This is a genomic window from Longinema margulisiae, from assembly GCF_025266855.1.
Lineage (GTDB): Bacteria > Spirochaetota > Brevinematia > Brevinematales > Thermospiraceae > Thermospira.
Map to the genome: position 1 here is coordinate 1861207 of NZ_CP053071.1, position 18153 is coordinate 1879359.

General features: G+C 45.9%; 12 protein-coding genes. 11 read left to right on the top strand and 1 reads right to left on the bottom strand.

The window, feature by feature from the left end:
* The first annotated feature begins 518 nt into the window (after window positions 1–518).
* The 9 genes from BREVNS_RS08325 to BREVNS_RS08365 all read left to right on the top strand — a co-directional run bounded on the left by BREVNS_RS08325 (window position 519) and on the right by BREVNS_RS08365 (window position 14368).
* The gene (locus BREVNS_RS08325) at window positions 519–1952 is read left to right on the top strand and encodes a sensor histidine kinase (RefSeq protein WP_483426555.1); all 1434 of its coding nucleotides are present in this window, start codon (window positions 519–521) and stop codon (window positions 1950–1952) included.
* 1 nt (window position 1953) lies between these two features.
* Window positions 1954–3720, top strand: a complete 1767-nt coding sequence (locus BREVNS_RS08330; RefSeq protein WP_483426556.1) for a P83/100 family protein — start codon at window positions 1954–1956, stop codon at window positions 3718–3720.
* On the top strand, window positions 3717–6167 hold the full coding sequence (locus BREVNS_RS08335) for a hypothetical protein (RefSeq protein WP_483426557.1): 2451 nt from the start codon (window positions 3717–3719) through the stop codon (window positions 6165–6167). The genes BREVNS_RS08330 and BREVNS_RS08335 overlap by 4 nt, the downstream gene beginning before the upstream one ends.
* 177 nt (window positions 6168–6344) lie before the next feature.
* Window positions 6345–7031: a 7-cyano-7-deazaguanine synthase QueC gene (queC, locus tag BREVNS_RS08340; RefSeq protein ID WP_483426558.1), complete on the top strand. Its 687-nt coding sequence runs from the start codon at window positions 6345–6347 to the stop codon at window positions 7029–7031.
* A complete protein-coding gene (locus tag BREVNS_RS08345) occupies window positions 7028–7585 on the top strand; it encodes a DUF366 family protein (RefSeq protein WP_483426559.1) in 558 nt (185 codons plus the stop codon). Before queC ends, BREVNS_RS08345 begins: the two co-directional genes overlap by 4 nt.
* The gene (locus tag BREVNS_RS08350; protein ID WP_483426560.1) at window positions 7585–8223 is read left to right on the top strand and encodes a riboflavin synthase; all 639 of its coding nucleotides are present in this window, start codon (window positions 7585–7587) and stop codon (window positions 8221–8223) included. Before BREVNS_RS08345 ends, BREVNS_RS08350 begins: the two co-directional genes overlap by 1 nt.
* Window positions 8224–8232: 9 nt before the next feature.
* Window positions 8233–10140 carry a transporter substrate-binding domain-containing protein gene (locus BREVNS_RS08355; RefSeq protein ID WP_483426561.1) on the top strand — a complete coding sequence of 636 codons (1908 nt, stop codon included), beginning with the start codon at window positions 8233–8235 and terminating at the stop codon, window positions 10138–10140.
* A gap of 139 nt (window positions 10141–10279) precedes the next feature.
* Window positions 10280–12760: a penicillin-binding protein 1A gene (locus tag BREVNS_RS08360; protein WP_483426562.1), complete on the top strand. Its 2481-nt coding sequence runs from the start codon at window positions 10280–10282 to the stop codon at window positions 12758–12760.
* Window positions 12761–14368, top strand: a complete 1608-nt coding sequence (locus tag BREVNS_RS08365; protein ID WP_483426563.1) for a radical SAM protein — start codon at window positions 12761–12763, stop codon at window positions 14366–14368.
* Here BREVNS_RS08365 and BREVNS_RS08370 read toward each other — a convergent pair.
* Complete coding sequence (locus tag BREVNS_RS08370) at window positions 14365–15804, bottom strand: sugar transferase (RefSeq protein WP_483426564.1); 1440 nt, start codon at window positions 15802–15804, stop codon at window positions 14365–14367. The genes BREVNS_RS08365 and BREVNS_RS08370 overlap by 4 nt on opposite strands.
* A 482-nt stretch (window positions 15805–16286) precedes the next feature.
* Here BREVNS_RS08370 and BREVNS_RS08375 point away from each other — a divergent pair, with 482 nt between their 5' ends.
* A complete protein-coding gene (locus BREVNS_RS08375; protein WP_483426565.1) occupies window positions 16287–16847 on the top strand; it encodes a helix-turn-helix domain-containing protein in 561 nt (186 codons plus the stop codon).
* A 12-nt stretch (window positions 16848–16859) separates the two neighbouring features.
* The gene (locus BREVNS_RS08380) at window positions 16860–18149 is read left to right on the top strand and encodes a 3-isopropylmalate dehydratase large subunit (protein WP_483426566.1); all 1290 of its coding nucleotides are present in this window, start codon (window positions 16860–16862) and stop codon (window positions 18147–18149) included.
* The last annotated feature ends 4 nt before the right edge of the window (window positions 18150–18153 follow it).

An 18153-nucleotide genomic window follows, 5' to 3' on the forward strand; every position in this document is an offset into this window, starting at 1 on the left:
AAAAAAAGACAAATAAGCCTTTGTAAACAGAAAAAGCGGGGTTTCAGGGGCGCAGCCCCTGACCCAAACAGGGGAAGAAAACACCCGTGCAAGGGTCTCAATACTATAACCTAATACCATGAAAAGAAATAGGGTGATTTTCCTTGAGAAAAGGAGAGAGCCTTGTCTCCCTTTTTCTCTTTTACGAGAACTCCGTTGAAAGAGATGGCACGTGTGTTCTTTTATACCAAACAGGTTTTCTCCCTTGAGTGAATAGAGACCTTTGCACGGATGTGCGAAGGTCTCAAAAAAGTGGTAAAAAACAAAAAATAGTATAAAAATGTTCCTTAACGTAATAAATAAAACTATTCCTTTGAACAAAAAAAGACAAATAAGCCCTTGTAAATGGAAAAAACGGGGTTTTTGGGGCGTAGCCCCTGATCCAGATAGGGGAAGAAAACGCCCGTGCAAGGGTCTCAAATATTGACTTTTTTGTATCATGGCTTACAATAGTAGAGGGGCAAGAGGAGTTTTTTTCTATGGTATTTGGTGGTGAGGAAAGGGTTTCGCTTTCTTTTCTTCAAGCGATGATCGATGCTTTGCCTTTTCAAATGGCTATTTTAGATGAGGAGGGGGTGATACGCTTTGTCAATGAGGCGTGGCGCCGTTTTGCACGGGAAAATGGCCTTGACAATGATGAGATAGGGGCAAACTACCTTGACATTACACGACAGGCGGCTCTTACGGACAAAAGTGCAAAGGAGGTACTGGAGGCGTTAGAAAAGGTCATAGGAGGGGCAAACATTCATACCTTTGTAGAGTATCCTTGTCATTCTCCAACGGAGAGGCGATACTTTCATGTCCATATCAATGGCTTCACCCATGAAGGGAAACGGTGGGTGCTGGTAGCCCATGAAAATGTGACGGCGGAGGTGCTCAATCGAGAGAAAGAAGAGGAGATGTATCGGCGTTTTCAGGATCTCTTTACCCATATGCAGGAAGGGGTAGTGCTTCACGAATGGATACGGGATGAGAAGAATGAGATTGTTGACTATCGAATTGTGGCGGCAAACCATGCCTTTTCGACCTATACCGACCTTGATGTGGAGAAAAGTGTTGGCATGCCCGCCACCCGTTTGTATGGGTTAAATCCGCCCCCTTATTTTGAGGTCTATAAACGGGTGTATGAAAATAAAAAGGCGGAGACCTTTGAGACCTACTATGCGCCGATGAATCGCTATTTCTGGATCTCAGCTATTCCCTGGGGGGAGGGGTTTGCTACGATTTTTCTTGATATCACCCCCCTTCGGAAGCAACAGCAGATGTTAGAAGAAGCCTTAGAGAAGAAACAGTTTCTCTTTCGTGAGCTTCAGCACAGGGCAAAAAATACCTTCTCTTCTATTGCTGGACTCATTGGGCTGGTGGCCCTTGATTATAGTGGAGAGGTGTATGAGGTTCTTCTGAAGCTTCGGGAACAGATAGTGGCGATGGCCCGTGTGTACGAGCTTCTCTATCACAAGGGGGGAGGGAGTGTTCTTGATCTCTCTGAGTATCTTCTCAAGGTGCTTGATGGTTTCCGGGAGAGTTTTTCTCAGGTCTTTGAAAAGGTGAAGATAACCCTTGATCTGAAACCGGTCATGCTTTCTGCGAATAGGGCAAATTTGATAGGGCTCTGGTTTACCGAGGTGCTTACCAATGCGATAAAGTATGCCTTTGGTGCCAACCGTGAAGGATGGCTTTCGTTTACCCTGCAAGAGAAGGATGATATGGTCGAACTCATCTATAGCGATGGGGGAAGGGAGAAAGAAGAAAAACCGCTGGTGAAAGTAGAAGCAGGAAGTAGTGGATTTGGTTCACAGGTGATGCTCATGGTGGTGGATGAACTCTCTGGAACGCAGGAGATATGGCGGGGAGATGGGATACGGATTGTGCTACGTTTTCCCCACCAGAAAGAGGATAGTGAGGAGGTATGAGATGAGAAAAGCGGTGACTAAAGTAGTCTTTATCGTGTGGCTGTGGGTGGTAGGCTATGGCCTTGAAGTGGACAAAAAGGAACTTGCCGACAACGCCCGTCGGGTGGATTTTGTGAACTACACAGGACCCTATACCCGTCCACAGGGGATGGATGACCTTCGGGTGATTGGAGAGACGTTAGCTCTTCTCAGGCAAACCAATCGGCAAATCTTTTATCCTGATATGAAGTATAGTATTCTTCGGGCGGTGGATGAGAGACAAACCAATGGCTTTGATGCCGATATCGTGGAAATACATACCAATGCAAGAATTTTTCATGTGAGATATATCCAGGCCTTACTTTCTTTTTATTTAGCCAAAACCTTTGCCTATGATAAAGCAGAAAATGATACGATAGCCTGGTTTATTGTGTATTATAATGCGGTGCACAGGGGGGACTGGACATTTTTCCAGAGTCGATACAAGTCGGTGGTGATGGGTTTTCTTTCAAGGCAAAAAGTGGGGCTTGCCCGCCGATATACAGACTGGCCGGGGAAAACTCAAATTGTTATTCCCCTCTCTCAGAATCCGCTGAATCAGTCGCTTCGGCTTGATACTCTTGCTTTAGGAGATGAAAAGACTATCGAAAATCTTCGAAAGCAGCCTGGCAAAGGGGTAGAGGAACGCAGAGAACTTGTGGAGATCCAGAAAGAGCAGGTCAAAGAAGAGGAAAAGATCATCCAGGAAGCCAAAAAAGAGGTTTCAGAAGAGAAAAAAGAGATAGCCAAGCAGAAAGAGGAAATAACAAAAAAAGAAGCTGAGATTCAACACGAGGAAAAGGAAGTGACTCAGAAAAAGCAGGAAGCCGCCACCCTTCCTCCTGGACCTGAAAAGGAAAAAGCCAAAGAGGAAGCTGCCAAAAAAGAAGAGGAAGTGAAACAGCAAAAGCAACAAGTAGAACAGCAGAAACAGGAGGTGGCCAAAAAGGAAGCCGCTGTCGCAGAACAGGAGAAAAAGATTGCCCAGGCTGAACAGAAAGTAGAACAGGCCAAACAGCAGATAGCCACAGAAGAGAAAAAGATTGCTCAGGATGAGAAAAAAGAGACCACCACGTCCACACCACAAGAGCTCCAGAAAAAAGAACAGGAGCTTGCTCAAAAAGAGACTAACCTTATCAAACAAGAACAAACCCTTCGGGAAGGGTTGCCACCTGATATCAAGGGGGGCAAGCTCTACTACCTCAAGATCAATGGCTATTACACGGATGGACATTACTCCAATGAGATGCTGATCATCGATCCTGTGAACCGCAAAGTGCTTCAGAAATCTCCCTATACGAGTATTGGGGGGCACAAGTTTGATTTTTCTCCGGAGGGGATTGTGGTGATAGGGTTTGAGCCCCTTCCTGGGACGGGGACACGGGCCACCCGTTCTGATAATCGGGAAGTGTTAGTGGGGTATGAGGGACCGAGGCCGGAAAACTATGTGCTTGTGATGCTCAATGAGACAAATTTGGGGGTACGTTACAAGGGAACGGATACGATTTTCTGGCGAAGTTTTGTTGAGGTGCGAGGAGAGTCTATTTATGTGCTTATTCCTGAGAAAGACAAATATTATCTTGCTCGTTTTGATCTTCTTTTCAAGAAACAGTCACAATCCAAGGAACCGGTTGATCCAAATACCTTTATCAGTTTCTTTGGGGATGAACTCTTTGTGAATAGTCCGACACAGGAGATTCTTGTTCTTGATCAGAAGACCTTGGAGGTAAAGGAAAGGATAAAACCGTGAAATGGCTTCTGTGGGTCTTTGTCTGGTTGCCTGTGGGACTCTTTGCTTCTGTCCCCTGGTATGTGGATGTGATGAACCTTGAGAATCCAGAGTGGGGGTTTTCCTCGTCGGGAGAGGTGTTACCGGTCAGTGTTTCTAATGGGCATTTTTACGCAGAGGGAAAGAGGCTTCGTTTCTTTGGGTTCAATATCACAGGAGATAAAAATTTTCCTCTCAAGGGGGATGCTCCAAGGATAGCCCGAGCTCTGCGTCTTTTTGGGGTCAATATCGTACGGCTCCATTTTATGGAACATAGCTGGGGGGAGGGTTCCCTTTTGGCTTCTCCTGAGAAGGAAGAATTGGACACGAATGCCCTTGACAGGTTAGATTATTTTGTCTTCTGTCTAAAAAAAGAAGGCATCTATGTCAATATGAATCTTCACGTGGGGAGGGTGTTTCCGCAAATCCCGTTTCAGGATAGAGAGGTGTTTGAACTTGGAAAGATCGTGGGGTATATTGATGACCAGCTGGTAGAGTCTCAAAAGCGATATGCGGCAGCTCTTTTAGCTCATACCAATCCCTATACGGGAATGCCTTATACCAAGGATCCTGTGGTGGCGGTGATTGAGGTCAACAATGAAAATGCCCTGACAGGTATTGATTTTCAGGAACTTTCTCGTTTGTCTTCGTACTATCAGGATATTCTCAGGGTGAAATGGACTGATTTTCTCAGGAAAAAGTATGGCAGTTTTGTCCAGTGGCAGGCGGAAAATCATATCAAAACTGAAAAACCCCTTTTGATCTCTCAAACCAATAGAAGACAGCGCTTTTACTGGCGATGGGAGGCTCATGAAGGGGCTGCTTCCCGTTTTGATTGGCAGGGAGATACCCTTATCTGGAAGGTCGAAAAGCCTGGAACAGAAGAATGGCATAATCAGTTTATGTGTGCGGGGTTTCCTGTAGTAGGAGGGGGTGTGTATGAGGTGGTCTTTGAGGCGAAAACTGAGGGATCTTTGCCCGTTTTTGTTTATCTCATGCAGGATCAGAGTCCCTGGGAGGGTTTGGGGTTTTTTACCAATATCAGGATTTCTTCTGGATGGCAGAGGTATCGTTTTCGTTTTATGCCAGCTTTCGATGAATCAAAAACACGGCTCAATTTCTCCACGGAGAGGGGGAAAACGGGCAGGGTAGAGATACGGAACTTTGTTCTCCGTCAAGTAATCGAAACAGGGGCAGAAGAAGGACTCTGGCAAAAGAATAGCATGCCTTTGCCCTGGGAAGGGCTGATCGGGAAGCAGGTGATAGCAGATTTTCGGACTTTTCTTCTCCACAGGGAACAGGAGGTGGTGAAGCGAATTCGCGAGCATATTCGTGGTTTGGGGTGTGCAAAACCTATTACTCATACGCAGGTGACGTATGGTGGACTGGCCGGGCTTCTCCGTGAGGGACACCTGTCTGATTTTGTGGATATTCATGCCTACTGGCAGCATCCAGAATTTCCTGGCAAGGCGTGGTCCCCTACGGACTGGAGGATAGACAATACCAGCCAGCTCACCGATGCCGCACTGGGCCCACTCTCGTATGTGGCTTATTGGCGGGTTGTTGGGAAGCCCTTTACCGTCAGTGAATATAATGTGCCTGATCCCAATGAGTACGGTTTTGAGGCGCCCTTGTGGCTTGCTCTGTGGGGGGCTTTTCAGGATTGGGATGGGGTTTATCTCTATACCCTTCTTGATTTTGGTGGGAATTATTACCAGAAACACATGACGGGCTTTTTCCACTTTGTCGGGAGTGGAGGCAAGATGAGTCTTTTGCCCTGGGCTGTCCGTGTGTTCCGAAAAGGAATACCGTGGTCTTCTGAGGTTATAAGGGGGGTAAACCCATCAGAAATGGAGAAAGCCTATACTCAGGGTGGACCATGGTATGATGTGAAGCGTTTTGCCTTCTGGATGAATGAGAGTTTGTTTGCGAGGGTAGGGGTGGATTTTGCAGGAAGGAATCAGGCGGTTCTCTCTCAAACCATGCCCTGGAGATGGGAGAGAACAAAACCCCTTCTTCTCTGGCAAAGTGAGGAGGCTTTTCTTCTCACGGGAAATATAAGGGGCACCTCTTTTACCAATGGGAATATGGTTATTGAGGTAGCCAAGGATGCCTCATGGGGAGCTATTGCTCTCTGTACCTTGGATGAGAAGTCCTGGAGAGAGACAAAAAAAATCCTTGGTGTGATGGTAGGAAAAGGAGAAAATACAGCCATGAAGTGGAATGCCACAAGAACTTCTGTGGGGAATAAGTGGGGAAGACCACCTTATATCCTTTTTCAGCTAACGTGGAGGTTGTTTCTCCCGGGATTTCGGGCCTATCTTCTGGATGAAAGGGGGAGGAAAAGAGAGGAGATTTTGTCGTCTGAGGGCTGGTTTACCTTTGGGGTGGAGACTACGCCATGGATTCTCTTTGAGAAGAAGCCCTGAAAAGAGACCTTTGCACATTCGTGCAAAGGTCTCAGCTGGGGAGAAGGGCAAAGCCCCTGACCCAGACAGGGGAAGAAAACACCTGTGCAAGGGTTTCGAAAAATATGTTGTTAAAGTTTGACATTTTGGTGTTTTGGTGGTAGGATATGGGAGAGAAAACAGAGGGAGGCGCAGGTCATGAGTGCGGTGGTTCTTCTTTCTGGTGGTCTTGACTCGGTTGTTAATTTCAAAAAAGCGTTAGATGACGTGGGTGTGTCACGCGTGCTTTTTTTTGATTATGGACAGAGGTCTCTGAAGCGGGAGAGAGAAGCTGTCAAAAAGATTGCCTATCGCTATGATGTGCCTTTTCAGGAGATACGGCTTGGTTTTATGACGCACTTTGGGAGTGCCTTAACAAGAGGGGGGATTCCTTCTCTTCGAGTAGAGGAACTTGATAAGCGGGAAAAAACAGAGCAAACAGCTTCTTTAGTCTGGGTTCCCAATCGAAATGGTATTTTTATTGAGATTGCCGCTGGGATTGCTGAGAATGTAGGGGCTTCTACCGTGGTGGTGGGTTTTAACAGGGAAGAAGCGGCCACCTTTCCTGATAATTCATCAGACTATCTTGATTGTTTGAATATCGCCCTTCATTATTCTACACGGGCGAAGGTTAAACTGGTTTCCTATACGCTCACCATGGACAAGAGAGAGATTTACCGTTTAGGGAGAGAATGTACTGCTCCCCTTGACCTTGTCTGGAGTTGTTATCGCGGTGGGTGGAGGATGTGTGGCGAATGTGAGTCCTGTCAGAGGCTCAAGCGAGCCATCGGTGATGAGATAGCGTGGTTCTCTTCTGAACATTTTCGGGGAGGGTTTGCGAAATGAAAAGTCTTTGGATAGAAAGGCGAATGACTTACGATGGCAGGCAGCTCTCTTCTCATTTTGCGTATCGAAACTATGGGGTGATGGGGGATGTGATTGTGGGTTTTGTGGGTCCTGCTGATGTTCGTATTACAGAGATGGTGGATATTGAGGATGTCCGTCAGGTGGCTCCTATTTCTTCTGATGAGATGGTGCATTTTTTGATTGAAATGTTTGAGGTGGGACTGGGTCAGATGGTATGGGTCCAGAGATTTTTTGTGCTTTTGCTTTTTGAGAGGTTGGTGAAAAGGGTTTCTCCTTCTCACTTGACGAGGGATGGGGATGATATTTTCTATCAGGGGAGAAAGTTGTCAGTATCGATTGCCACGGTCAGCCCTGTATCAGGACTCGTCCATACAGCTCTCAATGTGAAGGGAACAGGGGCTCCTTTGCCCATTGCCTGTCTTGAGGAAATGGGTATAGAGGCGGTGTCCTTGGCAAAGGAGGTGATGGAGGCTTTCTGTGCTGAGGTGGAGGGGATGTCCATGGCTAAAACAAAAGTGAGGTGGGTATCCTGATGTTTACAGGGATTATTCGCTATCAGGGAGAGATAGTGCAGCTGAAGAGGGTAAGTGGGGGAACACGTTTGGTTATTGAGGCACCTTCTGATGTCGTGGAAAGGCTTGAGGAAGGGATTACCAGCATTGCGCTTGATGGAAGTTGTCATACCGTTGAGAAGAAAGAGGGGACATGCTTTGAGGTGTATTCCAGTTTTGAGACTTTGGAGAGAACGACATTAGGGGAAGCGAAGGTGGGACGGAAGTTGAATCTTGAACTTCCCGTCACGCCGTCAGGGCTTCTTGATGGGCATGTGGTGATGGGGCATGTGGATGGGATAGGACGACTTCTCTCAAAAAAACAGAAGGGAGAGGCGGCTCTTTATCGTTTTGAGGTGCCACGGGATTTAGAGGTTTATCTTGTGGAGAAGGACTCCATAGCCATCGATGGGATAAGTCTCACTCTCTTTGATATTGATGGGGGACAGTTTTCTGTGGCAGTAATTCCCCAGACGCTTGCTCATACGACGTTGGGGGTTAAACGAGAAGGGGAGAAGGTGAATATAGAGGTCCATCTTTTGGCCAAGTATCACTATGAGTTTATGCGACGACGGGAGAATAAGGAACGTCTTCTTGAGGAGTGGATGCGCTCCTTGTAAGGAGGGAATATGAAACGGTGGGGGTTTGTTTTGGTTATCTGCTGTGTGTGGCTTATTTCCTGTCAGCCGGGAGGACTCACTGAGGAGGAGAAGGCCTGGATTGCTACTCATCCTGTGGTAAGGCTTGCTCCAGATCCGGATTTCCCGCCGTTTGAGTTCTTTGACCAGTGGGGGAGGTATCAGGGCATTGGAGCTGATGTGGCGCGGGAATTTTCCCGTTGGTCGGGTATCAGGATTGAAATCTATCGGTATAAGAACTGGGATGAGGCGCTTCATGCTCTCAGTAATCGTCAGGTGGATATGATCAACTGTGCTATTGACACGCCGGCAAGGAGAGCCTATGCTTCTTTTCCCACACCGTATCTTGAGATTCCCAATGTGGTGGTGACCCGCAAGAGTATGCCCTCAGGAGTGCCTTTTGAGAGTATTCTCCGCGCAAAGACGGGGATGGTACGGGGTTATGGCATGGTGGATATTTTAGTAGCGAAATATCCTTTTTTCAGACCTGTTTTGTATCCTACCCTTACTGATGGTTTTCGTGCCCTTATCAATGGGGAGATTGATTATTTTTTGGCAGACCTTGCGACAGCCAGTTATTATGTGGTAGAGGGGGGATTTTATACCCTTCGTATAGATCAGGCTTTTGAGCCAATGAATGTGAGTGGCTTTGGGGTGAGGTCGGATTGGCCTATTCTGGTGGGAATTATTGAGAAATTTCAAAAGAACTTTTCACCTTCACGCCGGCATGAGATTGTCCGGAAATGGGTGATTTTTGGGGAGAAGTATCTTCCCCGTCCTGTTCCACTCTGGTTTAACTGGGTGATAGGGGGAGTTTTTGGAGGCATTCTCCTTGTGGTGGTTTTTCTTCTGAGAAATGTTCGTCGGATGGAAAAAGAACACGAGAAACGGGAGAAAGAACTCTACAACGAGCTTTCCGAGATGGCGGAAACGCTTCCTGTGGTGCTTGACAGGCTTCCCATTGGAGCTATGATGGTAGAACTTGACGGAACAATCTCCTATGTCAACTCCCTTTTTGTGGAGATTTTTGGCCTGACACAGGCAGATATCAAGAATTTTTATACCTTCTATCAAAAGACACCCGCTCAGGAGAGTGATAAAAAGCTTCTCTGGGAGAAATGGGAAACTATTGTGACAGGTCAGAAGCCAAATCCGTATATTATCCTGGAGCATTTTCTCTTTCGTGATGCTGCGGGTAATGAACATCCCTGTCGTGTGGATATTCATAGACTTGGGCAGAAGTTTCTTTTCACGTTTGTGGACTATTCTGAACAGAGGGATGTGGAAAAGGCTTCTCAGTACAAGCAGAATCAGATGCTTTTGGCCATGAAGGAAAAGGATCTTCTCTTCATGGAACTGGAACATCGGGTGAGAAATACCCTTCAGCTCATGCGCTCGTTTGTTCGTTTGCATGGTGGGCTTGTCAAACGCTATACGGCTGAGGATCTTTTGGTGAAGTTGACCTGTGGGATTGATCTTCTCACTATCCTTCAAAATTATACCATGCAGGATCTCAAGATCAGACTCTACAATGTCAAAGTACCCCTTCTTGAGTTTCTTCATCATGTAGAAGAGGAACTCGGATTTGTGATCAATGCGGATGTGGACATGGTCGAAATGAATAGTCAGTCGATGTTGGCACTTCTGTTTGTGGTGCAGGAGGTGGTGTTTCTTGTGTGGCAATGCTGTCGTGATGGGGCTACGCTGTTTCTTACCCTGAAAAACCAGGGGGATGTGGTTCTCCATATTGAGTTTGCAGGTTCCCTTTCGATAACGGATGAGGATTTTTCTGTGTCGAGAGATTTTGTGAAGGAATTGGGCGGAACGCTTCTGTATGGAACTGCACCGGTCTTTTTTGTAGAGGTTCGGGTGGAGAGAAAAAAGATAGGTGAGTTATAAAGGAGAGGGGAAGAGAGACAGAGATACAGAAGGGACTCAGAAAAAGAGAGGGTTTTTCTGGAAATTGCGAGTTTTTTTCTTTTGCTTTACAATATGATGATTTTCTTGATTTATCCTGGAAAAAAGGGGAGATTTTTCTATGAGTCTCAAAAAGCATCTCCATGAGATTCGCAAGCGTTTGCCACTTCCCAAACTGGAGATTATTTTTTATACTATTTTGGTCATGATAGGTATTGTGGCTGGTATTGTGATTGCCCAGATTACCATAACCTTTCGGGAATTGTCTGATATTAAACCCCTTGAGTCCTATTCTACCTATGCGGTGCCTACCAAGGTTTATGATGTCAATGGCAAACTCATTGCCGAATTTTATCGAGAGAAGCGAGAGATTATCTCCTACAAGGATATGCCACAGAGTCTCATTTATGCCATTGTAGCCATAGAAGATAATAAGTTTTTTCAACACCGTGGGTTTAACCTTTTTGCCATGATTCGGGGGGCGCTCATTGATCCCCTTCTTGGCAAAAGGGCACGTGGGGGATCTACCCTGACTCAGCAGCTTGCCAAGCGTTTATATACCTCTGGGGAAAGAAGCATATTCCGAAAGATTGTGGAACTGTGGTATGCGATGCAGATTGAGAAAAAATACTCCAAGGAAGAGATCCTTGAGATGTATTTCAACCAGGTGTATCTCGGGCATGGTTGTTATGGGATAGAGGCAGCAGCCCAGTTTTATTTTGGGAAACGGGCAAAGGATCTGACTCTTGCTGAGTCGGCTATGCTTGCAGGTATGGTTCAGATGCCAGAGGGATATTCACTTCTTCTCAATCCTGAGAGGGCTAAAAGACGTCACAAACAGGTACTTGATGCGATGGTTTCTCTCAAGTATATCACACGGCCTCAGGCAGATGAAGCCTATGAGGATTTCTGGGACAATCTTCATGCCTATGTCAAGGCAGAGTCTGTCATTGTACAGCGAACAAGCCAGGCGTACGCTCCCTATTTTGTGGAATATATTCGCCAGATTCTTGAGGAGAAGTTTGGGAAGGATAGGCTTTATACCGCCGGGTATAGTGTATATACCACCCTGGATCTGGATAAGCAAATCTTGGCTGAAAAATATGTCAAAGCAGCTGTTTCTAATGAACAGATGATTTATGATGCCTATAACCGGAGTATGAAACGTGCTCTGCAGGAGAATTATGCGGATATTGTGGATGCCCTTGGGCTGTATCTTGGGATTTCCTCTGTGTATGTGGGTTTTTCCAAGATTCAGGATAGCCTTGATGAGGCTATTCGTGATTATGAGGATGTCCTATATCTTGTTTCCTATGGCTTAGGGGCTGAGAAGGTGAACCTTGTTCTTCGTGATAGACTCAATCCCAATCGTATCAAGTCGGCCCGTCAGGATCAGGTGGAAGGGGCCTTGATATCTATTAACCCTGCGACGGGGTACATTGAGGCCATGGTTGGTGGAAAGGACTTTTCTTCCTACAACCAGTTCAATCGTGCGATGCAGGCCCGTCGTCAGATGGGTTCTCTTTTCAAACCTGTGTATTATGCTGTGGCGATAGAGAAAAAGATCATTACTCCCGCCAGCGTCTTTGATGATGCTCCCAAGGTCTTTCAGGATGGGGCAGGAAATCCCTGGATCCCCAGAAACTATGAAGGTACCTTCAGAGGAGAAATTCGTGTGCGAACGGCCCTTCAGTATTCGGTGAACCTTGTGGCTATTCAGATATGGCAAAAACTGATGCAGACGGTGGGGTATGAGGCGACAGCTTCTATGATAGCCGGACTTTTGGGAACTACCGTGGAAGATGTCAAAAAAAATGTGATGCCTTCACTGGCTTTTGCTCTGGGTGTAGGAACATTTACTCCTTTTCAGGTGGCGCAGGCTTTCTCCACCATTGCGAACAATGGGGAATGGGTGAAGCCGCTGGCTATTCGTCAGGTTAAAGACAGGTATGGGCGTGTGGTGGCTGATTTTGAGATGGAACGGGATCTCAATAAAAGCAATCGTCAACAGGTGCTTTCTGAGGGGGCAGCCTATATTATGCAGGATATGCTTTCTACGGTTCTTTATCGTGGAACGGGAGCTGGTGCGGCAACAGCGGCTGGTTTCAATTATCCCGCTGGAGGAAAAACAGGAACCACCCCTAACTGGAAGGATGCCTGGTTTGCTGGATTTACCAAAAACTTAGCCACGGTTGTCTGGGTTGGGTTTGATGATTATCGAAAAGCCTTAGGGCGTCATCGTGCCGCAGCGGTGGTGGCAGCTCCTATCTGGATGAACTATATGAGAGATGTTTCCAAGATGAATCCTCCACCGAATTTTACTCAACCTGGAGAGACAGTGAGGGTGGGCGTATGTGCAGAAACGAGGCTTCTTCCGACGGTGTACTGTCCGGATGTGATAGAAGAGATTTTCCTTCGGAGTACGGTGCCTTCCAGAACCTGTGATAAGCATACGTCGGATTCTTATGAGCGCCAGAATAAAGAGATGGAGATTCTGACCAACAAAGTGGATTATCAGTTTGATTTTGGTGGTGAAAATTCTCAGGAAAACTGGAATCTGGATAGCGGTCAGGAATCTATCAATCTCAATCTGGGGTTGTAGGTGCGGTTTCTTCTGATAGATGGCTATGTGGATGAACCCACGGCTCTTGGTGTTCCCCCTTATATCTCTCCCTATGTGAGGTATGTGGCAGGGGCTATTCTCTCTGCGTCAGGACACACCCTTTTTTATCGTACTATTGACCAGCTTCGAGAGACAGAAAACTGGCCAGAGGCTGATGTTGTGGTCTTGATTTCTGGAAATCCTGTGCCGGGGAAGTACTTAGGCGGCACTCCTATAACTAACGAGGAAGTGAAGCTGGTAGCTCTTCGCTACCAAAAAAGTCATGTGCTCTGGGGAGGACCGCAGAGTCTTGAGAAACAGACAAGGTTTCCCTCCAATGTCGAGGTTATCTCAGAGGATATAGAGGCTTATGTAGCTGATGTGGCTCAAGGGATTTCTCCCCGCATGCGAAAAAGAACCGAAGAGGAATGGGATTTGTTTGCCCGAAAAGGGGCTGAGGTGGTACTTCAGCATCCTTGGTTTCCTGATGTGGTGATTGAACTGGAAACAGGGAGGGGCTGTCCCCGTCGGTTTCATTGTAGTTTTTGTTTAGAGGGGCTGTATCCTGTAGAATTTCGGTCTGTAGAGTCGGTTGTTTCAGAAGTGAAGGCGCTTTTTACTCTTGGGTGCAGGCATTTTCGATTGGGAAAGCAGGCGGATATTCTGAGTTTTCATGTGGATAGAAATGTGGAACGGGATGGATTCTTCAGGCCAAATCCTGTGATGGTGCGAGCCCTTTACGAGGGTATTCGAGAGGTGGCCCCTGCCCTCAAAACCCTTCATCTTGATAATATGAATCCCGGAACTATTGCCCGTTTCCCTGAGGAGTCAGCCAGGATTCTTGAGAGTATTGTTCAGTATAATACCCCTGGGGATATAGCAGCCTTTGGTATGGAATCGGCTGATCCAGAGGTAGTCAGAAAAAACCAGCTCAAAGCGACCCCTGAACAGGTGATGATGGCGATAGAGATGGTCAATGAGATAGGGGGAAAAAGAACAGAAGGAATTCCGCATCTTTTGCCAGGGATCAATCTGATTCATGGTCTTGCCGGTGAAACGCGACAGACCTTTCGTTTGAATTATGAGTTTCTTCGGGTAGTATTAGACAAAGGGCTTTTGCTTCGTCGTATCAATATTCGTCAGCTCAAAAAAACACCGGGTACTCCTCTTTCACAGATGGATGTGCGCCTAGATGTGAAAACGGAGGCGGCGTTCAGACACTACCGAGAGAGAATTCGGCGAGAGATTGATATTCCCATGCTTGAGAAGGTGTTTCCTGTGGGAACGCTCTTCCGGGAGGTCATAGTTGATGGCACAAGAGGGGAATGGAGTTTAGCGAGACCTTTAGGGAGTTATCCCATTACGATAAATATTCCAAAGATATATTCCCTTCGGACTCATTTAGATGTATTTGTCATAGGCTATAGGGAGAGGTCTCTTGTGGGGCTTTCCTATCCCTTCTCTCCGGGAAAACTTACGTATCACGAGATCCAGCATATTCCGGGTATGGCCAAAAAAGCGGGATTTCTCTTTTCAAAAGGGGACCTTTCCCTTTTTGATTTTTCAGAAAGTCCTCTCTATGGTGTGCTTGAGAGAATGTCTGGTTAGTAAGCCCCTTCTCTTTTGAGGAGAACCTCAAAGGTTTTGAGAATGATCACGATATCTAACCACAGAGACCAGTTTTCCACATACCACACGTCTGTTTGAACGCGATACGCATAGTCCGTGTTGGATCTCCCGGAAACCTGCCAGAGACCGGTGAGACCAGGCCTTACGGAGTAGTAATAGACGCGGTACTCTTTGTAGAATTTTTCGATTTCTTCTGCTGATACTGGTCTTGGGCCAACAATGCTGATATCGCCTTTCAGGATATTCCATAGCTGGGGTAGTTCGTCAATACTGGTTTTGCGGATGAAATGACCAATAGGGGTAATGCGGGGATCACGTGAAAGTTTGCGTTTGGTTTCCCATTCTTCGCGGGCTTTTGGGTCATTGGCTAAAATCTCTTTGAGTCTTGCCTCAGCATCTGGGTACATACTGCGAAACTTGTAAAGATAAAAGGGTTTTCCATTTCTGCCGATACGCTGTTGTCGGTAAATCACCTTTCCTGGAGAGGTGAGTTTGATAATGATGGCCACAATAAGAAGCAAGGGAGAAAGCACAATGAGGCCTATGGTTGCTCCTACGATATCCATTGTCCTTTTGAGGAAAAGGTTGTACCATGTGTTGAGGTTATTTTTGGTATAGATGAGATAAGATCTTTCTTTGAGGAGGTATTGGGTTTCTGCATTGAAAAGAACAAGGGGATAATCAAGGGGAAAAAGAACAATATGTCTTGCGCTACTATAAGCTTCGCTGGTAAGATGGGAGAGGGTTTCTTCGTTGAAAGCTTCCGTGATGATAAACACGGTATCGATTCCCAATTTTTTAATGAATCCTGCGATGTCATTCTCATAGTAAACAGGGAGGGTTGTCTGACTTTGGGATTTTTTTCGTTTCCCTTTCGTATAGGAGAGGATGGCCAACGGACGATAACCAAGAAAGGGGTCTTTTGCGAGTTTGTTAGCTAATTCAAGGCCCAAGTCTTCACGACCCAAAATGAGGATATTCTCTCCCCATAAACTCAAGGAATACCCGACTTTTTTCATGATATAACGTAGCAAGGGAAAGAAAAAGAGAGAAACTGCCCAGAGAAAGAAAAGGGTGAGACGGGAAAAGTCTGCATGCATTTTACGGATACTGATCACAAAAAAGATGATGATAAGTCCTAAAGAAAGAGCTTTGACAAACTTTTCTGTTTCCTCCCAGAAGGAAAAGTGTCGATGATAAAGTTTGAAAAGACCGATACTGAAAATAAAGGCAAGAGGAAGCCAGGGAATAGAAGCAAAATAGGTGTATTGAAAATTAAAAGACGGGAGATTAGAAAAGAAAAAGTTAGCGATGTTTTGCCGGAGGAAAACAGCCAGAGCTAAAGCGAGAAAGTAGGCGGCCAAATCAGAAGCTAGCAGTAAAAAGAACTGAAGTGTACGACGGAGGTATTTCATGGAAACTCCTTTTTCAAAAATACTCCTTTTTATTATATCCTCTTTTTGAGAAAAATTCCAAAAAGAGGGTGTTCTCTTGAAAAAAGTGTCGTTTCACATTGTTTTTTCAAATATAAAACTGAATGCCTATTGTCACGTTTGGTGGAAAAGAAAAGGAATACAAAATGTTTCTGTTGTAACAAGGGGTATAGTAAAGTGTATATGAGAATATTTCAATAATAATATTGAGGCTATTATCTTGTTTCAGCTAGAGAGGGTATATTTGCTGAAACAAGGTTATAGCGTTTGTTCTTACAGGGGGATGCTTTTTTTAAACTTTGGCGCATAAAAAACGTAGATTATACTTATTTAGTCTTTATTATGAAGGTAAGGTTTTGTGAAATGGGATAAAAATAAAAAATTTCAGAGAAAGAGCACGTTTTTTCTTGACAAAAAGAGATTTTTCACTTAAAATATACTAAAATATTTTAAGTGAAACTGAAATGCGATATTATTTTGGGGAAAAGCTCAGAGAAATTCGTGAAAAGAAGGGGATGACTCTGCGAGAGGTGGCAGAACGGGCGGGGGTCAGTGAGAGTCTTGTGTCTCAGATTGAACGGAATCGAGTTTCTCCTGCACTTGATACTCTGTTAGCCCTTCTTGAGGTTTTAGATACGGATATAGAGTACCTGTTTCGGGACTGGAAGAGGTCTCGTCCCTTGGCCTATGTTCCTCTCCACAAGAGAGAAAGGGTGGAAGTGGAGGGGACGGTGTATGAGAGACTTGCCTCTATTCCTGGTCAGGAGGGGGAGGGCATTGAGGGATATTTTCTTTGTATTCCTCCCTACGGGGAAAAGAGAAGTGAGCCTCTTGGACATAGGGGAAAGGAACTTGGTATTATCCTTCGGGGAGAGGGAGAGTTTGTGTTAGGAGAGACGACTTATTCTTTGAAAGCAGGGGATAGCATTGCTTTTGAATCGGGGATTGTACATCTTCTTCGTAATACGAAGGATATCCCCCTTGAGGCATATTGGATTTTGACGCCCCCAAGGCGAAAAGTATAAACGGAGGACGCTATGGGAAAAACGATTGCCGAGAAGATTTTTGATGCCCATTTAGTGGATAGGCCATACGAAGGGGTGTATGTACTTCGTCTGGATATGGTGTTTTGTCATGAGATTACTACCCCTGTCGCTATTATGGATTTGGCCAGTCGTGGGCTTGATAGGGTGTTTGATCCCAATCGGATTAAGGCCGTGATTGATCATGTGACTCCAGCCAAGGATTCCAAAACAGCTACACAGCATAAAATTCTTCGGGATTGGGCTCGTCGTCATAATATCAAAGACTTTTTTGATGTGGGAAGAAATGGCGTTTGTCATGCTCTTTTCCCCGAACAGGGTTTTGTACGCCCGGGCTATACCATCATCATGGGAGATTCTCACACCTGTACCCATGGGGCTTTTGGGGCTTTTGCTGCGGGGGTGGGAACGACGGATCTTGAGGTGGGTATCCTGAAAGGGGTGTGTGCTTTTAAGTATCCGAAGACCATCAAGTTTGTTCTCAAAGGAAAACTCCCTGAGGGAGTCTATGCCAAGGATGTGATTCTGTATATTATTTCCCAGATTTCGGTGAATGGGGCTACAGATCATGTGATGGAATTTACGGGGTCTATTGTGGATGCTATGTCCATGGAGAGTCGGATGACGCTTTCCAATATGGCCATTGAGGCAGGGGGTACGAGTGGAATATGTTATCCAGATATGACCACAGTGGAGTATCTCTGGAAGTTTATCAAGGACGAATATCCTTCCAAAGAAGCTGCTCTTCAGGATTTTCAGAAATGGGTTTCTGATCCTGATGCCCACTATGAGAAGGTGCTAGAGTATGATCTCTCCAATCTGGAACCTATGGTTACCTATGGTTATAAGCCTGATCAGGTGAAACCGGTAAGAGAGATGGAGGGTACTCCTATCGATCAGGTGTATATTGGAAGTTGTACCAATGGTCGGCTGGAGGATTTACGTATTGCGGCAGAGGTGTTGAAGGGCAAAAAGATTGCTCCTACGGTGCGAGGAATTCTTTCTCCTGCGACCCCTGAAATCTATTTCAGAGCTATGGAAGAGGGTATTCTCAAGATCTTTTATGAGGCTGGGTTTTCGATTACCAACCCTACCTGTGGGGCATGTCTTGGTATGTCCAATGGGGTGCTGGCTGAGGGCGAGGTGTGTGCCGCCACAACGAATCGCAATTTCTATGGTCGAATGGGGAAGGGTGGAATGGTGCACCTGATGAGTCCAGCCACTGCAGCGGCTTCGGCTATTGCTGGTAAGATTGTGAATTCCCCCCTTTATCGTGGAAAATAAGGAG